At 39.3% G+C, this 3,298-nt stretch carries 3 protein-coding genes; all 3 read left to right on the top strand.

Going from position 1 to position 3,298, the window contains the following annotated elements:
* Window positions 1–1,888, top strand: a 1,888-nt coding sequence (locus HZC45_09035) for a YjbH domain-containing protein (GenBank protein ID MBI5683284.1), incomplete at its 5' end; no start/stop codon positions are given.
* Between the two features lie 56 nt (window positions 1,889–1,944).
* The gene (locus HZC45_09030) at window positions 1,945–2,448 is read left to right on the top strand and encodes a hypothetical protein (protein ID MBI5683283.1); all 504 of its coding nucleotides are present in this window, start codon (window positions 1,945–1,947) and stop codon (window positions 2,446–2,448) included.
* Window positions 2,449–2,527: 79 nt separating this feature from the next.
* Window positions 2,528–3,025, top strand: coding sequence for a hypothetical protein (locus tag HZC45_09025; protein MBI5683282.1), 498 nt, complete (start codon window positions 2,528–2,530; stop codon window positions 3,023–3,025).
* The last annotated feature ends 273 nt before the right edge of the window (window positions 3,026–3,298 follow it).

The following is a 3,298-nucleotide window of genomic DNA, read 5'->3' as shown; positions in this document are numbered from 1 at the left end:
TGGTGTAAGCCAGATAAAACCTTACAGATATTATTATATGGGTGTAAGTCCGCTTAAAGGACTTGAAATAGATGGAAGGATAACAGAGGTAATTGATATTCCTGCCCTTACATCTGGTTATGGCAATTATAAAGACAAGGCAATAGATTTAAAATATCAGTTAATACGAGAGAGTAAATACCTCCCTGCATTTGCCATCGGCATTATGGACCCACATGGAACACGTGTTTATTCATCTCAATATCTTGCGGCAAGCAAACAAATCTATCCCTTTGATTTCACAATCGGATTTGGCAATGGAAGATTTGGCAAAAATCCCCTTCCATCACAGGGAGAGGGCTTTGGGATAGAGATGTTTCAAGAGTCAAAGACATGGCTAAAAGATTCTCAATTCTTTGGAGGCATTCAATTTGCCCCTTCTGACAAATATGCCTTTGTCCTAGAATATAGCCCAATCAAATATCATAAACAGACAAGCGACCCTGCACGGTCAAAATATTTTAATGAGCCTGTTCCTTCACCTTATAACATCGGCTTTAGATGGAAGCCATACAAATGGATAGAGGCAGATTTTAGTTACCAGAGGGGAAATCAGATTGGTGTTAATTTATCTTTTAATTTTGATATAGGGAAACCCATTGTACCGATATATGACCATTTATATAAAGAAAAACTTCGGGACAAAGACAGTTCCATTGGGGCAAGGATTACAAGGGTATTATATTATTCAGGATTCAGCGGCATAAGTGTTGCAGTAAAGGATAATGACTTATGGATAGAGGCGCAGAATGATAAATATTATTATACAACAAGGGCAATAGATGTAATCACAAAAGTGCTTGCAGAGATTTCCCCACAGGATGTCAATAATGTCCATATTATTATAAAAGAAAATGGGATATCAAAGATGGAATTTACAACAACAATGGCAGACATAATAGATTTGCATTCAGAAAAACTCACTGCAGGCGAGTTCAGATATTTGTCAAAGGTTAATACAGATATCTCAAAGGCGCTGGATGAGCCGCAGGAACATACAAAGACATTTGAGTATGGCATAAAACCATCTTTCCAGACATTTTTAAACGACCCATCAGGATTTTTCAAATACAGGCTTGGTATTGCTGGATGGCTGACCTATCACCCTTGGGACGGGGCATCCATTGTAACAGGATTGGAAGGGTATCCCATCAATAATGTTACCAGTAGAAATAAGCCTCTTTCCATACCTGTCAGAACAGATATTGTAGATTATAAAAAGGAAAATGTGGCTCTGGGAAAACTCATGTTTGACCAAATCTATAAGATGCCTAATGAATTGTATGGAAGGGTTTCTGCAGGTTATCTGGAGGTTCAGTATGCAGGGCTTGACGGTGAAGTGGCAAAGCCTTTTTTTGACGGCAGGGTTGTGTTAGGGGTAGGCGGCAGTATCGTCAAGAAAAGAATGCCGGATAACTTGTTCAAGTTAAAAGAAGACGATGCAAGGGATTTCTATCACACCACATTTTTTAATACCCGCCTTAATTTCCCTGAAAAGGAGATTTCTGTTGACTTTAAGACAGGCAGATTTCTAGCAGGTGATGTCGGCACAAAACTTACAGTATCAAAATTTATAAATGGTGTCATACTCTCTGCATGGTACAGTTTCACAGACACATCAGTATTTAGTGATGATTTCAACAGGGGATATCACGATAAAGGCATAGGTGTAATAATCCCATTAAGACTATTTAAAGGCAGTGACTCAAGGACATCTTTCCATTACGGATTATCCCCATGGACAAGGGATGTTGCTCAGGACATAGAACACCATAATGACCTGTTTGATTTTATAGGCAGGGATACCAATATTTTTCTTGACAAAGATAGCAAATTGTTATTTAAATAAGACAAATCCATCATAGTGGTTCAATTCTTATTGAACCCGAAATAGGAGGTGGAATTATGAAAAAGACAAAAAGATTTACAAGTAAAATGATAGTGCTTCTATTTATTGTTAGTATATTATTTCCGCCTGCAGCATTTAGTCAGGTAGGGGCAGTTGCTGTAATGGCGCTTGCTGACGGAACAACGGTTAGTATGACATCAGCCCAACTTACTGCGCTTGCAGCACAGCAAGGCATAACACTAGCAACTGCACCAATAGTAGGGGCAACACAGATGGCAATTCCTCTTCCTGCAGCACTTGGCGGCGGTTATCTGGTTGGGACCCCAGCAGCCATAGCATCAGGTCTGGGTGCAACAGGAATAGCTGCTGGTGTTACAGGGGCAGGACTTGTTGGGGCAACAGTCGCTGCAGGTACAATATCTGCTGGCGCCTTGGCAGGCACGGTAGCAACTATGGGTCTGGCAGGAACAGTAACTGCAGGCGCAGTAGTTTTAGGAGCAGCAGTTGCAGCAGTTGCAGCAGCAACAGAGGAAGGCACAACAACAACACACCATCACTAATAACCCAGAGCATAGATTTAAATAAGGCTGAAGGCCATGCAGGTTTTCAGCCTTTGTTTTTTTATAGGAATATCATTAAATGAAAAACATCCCATATCTTTTTTTAATCATTTGCCTGCTTGTTTTCATACATCCAATCCATGCACATTCATCTGAAAATCTTGAGAAAGAGATTGATAACATCCTTTCATCAGCAGAATCTTTATTTAAGGCAATGAAGGATAATGACCATAAGGCAATATGGCTATATTTGACTTCTAAGTCAAAAAAAATGATAGTAGAGGATACTTATAAAAGCGCCATTAAATCAGGGGTTGAATATACAAGAGAGCAGATAAATGTTGATTTTAGTATTGGCGGGCTTATTGCAAAATCATATTGGAAGGGATTTTTAAGCACCTTTAATCCTGATATAGTGCTGGAACACAGCACATGGGAAATGGGTCTTGTAGAAGGGAATAGATCTGAGGTTATAATAACATATAAAAAATCAGAAAAACCTGCAATTCTAAAGATGTTTAAAGAAGACGGCGTATGGAAGGTCGGTTTTACAGAAACATTCTGGACAAGGAAATGATGGATCTCCAGTCATATAGACCCCAGTAAAGATGGGGGCTTGAAATATTATACTTGGTGGCAATAACCACCGACTGTGGCCCCTTATACGATTTGATATATGACATACATGCCACTCCTCGTGTATCTTCCTTGGCTTATATTTTAGCATATATCGCACTATTCACAATATACGAATTGTCGGACAACCTGCAATCTGCGGGGATAGGTCTCACGAGGCAACTTTCTTTTATTGAGAAAATATATGGCTATTTTTAACTATAACAAAATATAG

It is taken from the genome of Deltaproteobacteria bacterium (genome assembly GCA_016223005.1).
Classification (GTDB): domain Bacteria; phylum Desulfobacterota; class GWC2-55-46; order UBA9637; family GWC2-42-11; genus JACRPW01.
Note: the sequence above shows the minus strand (reverse complement) of the source record. Positions and strands in the feature narration are given on the sequence as shown.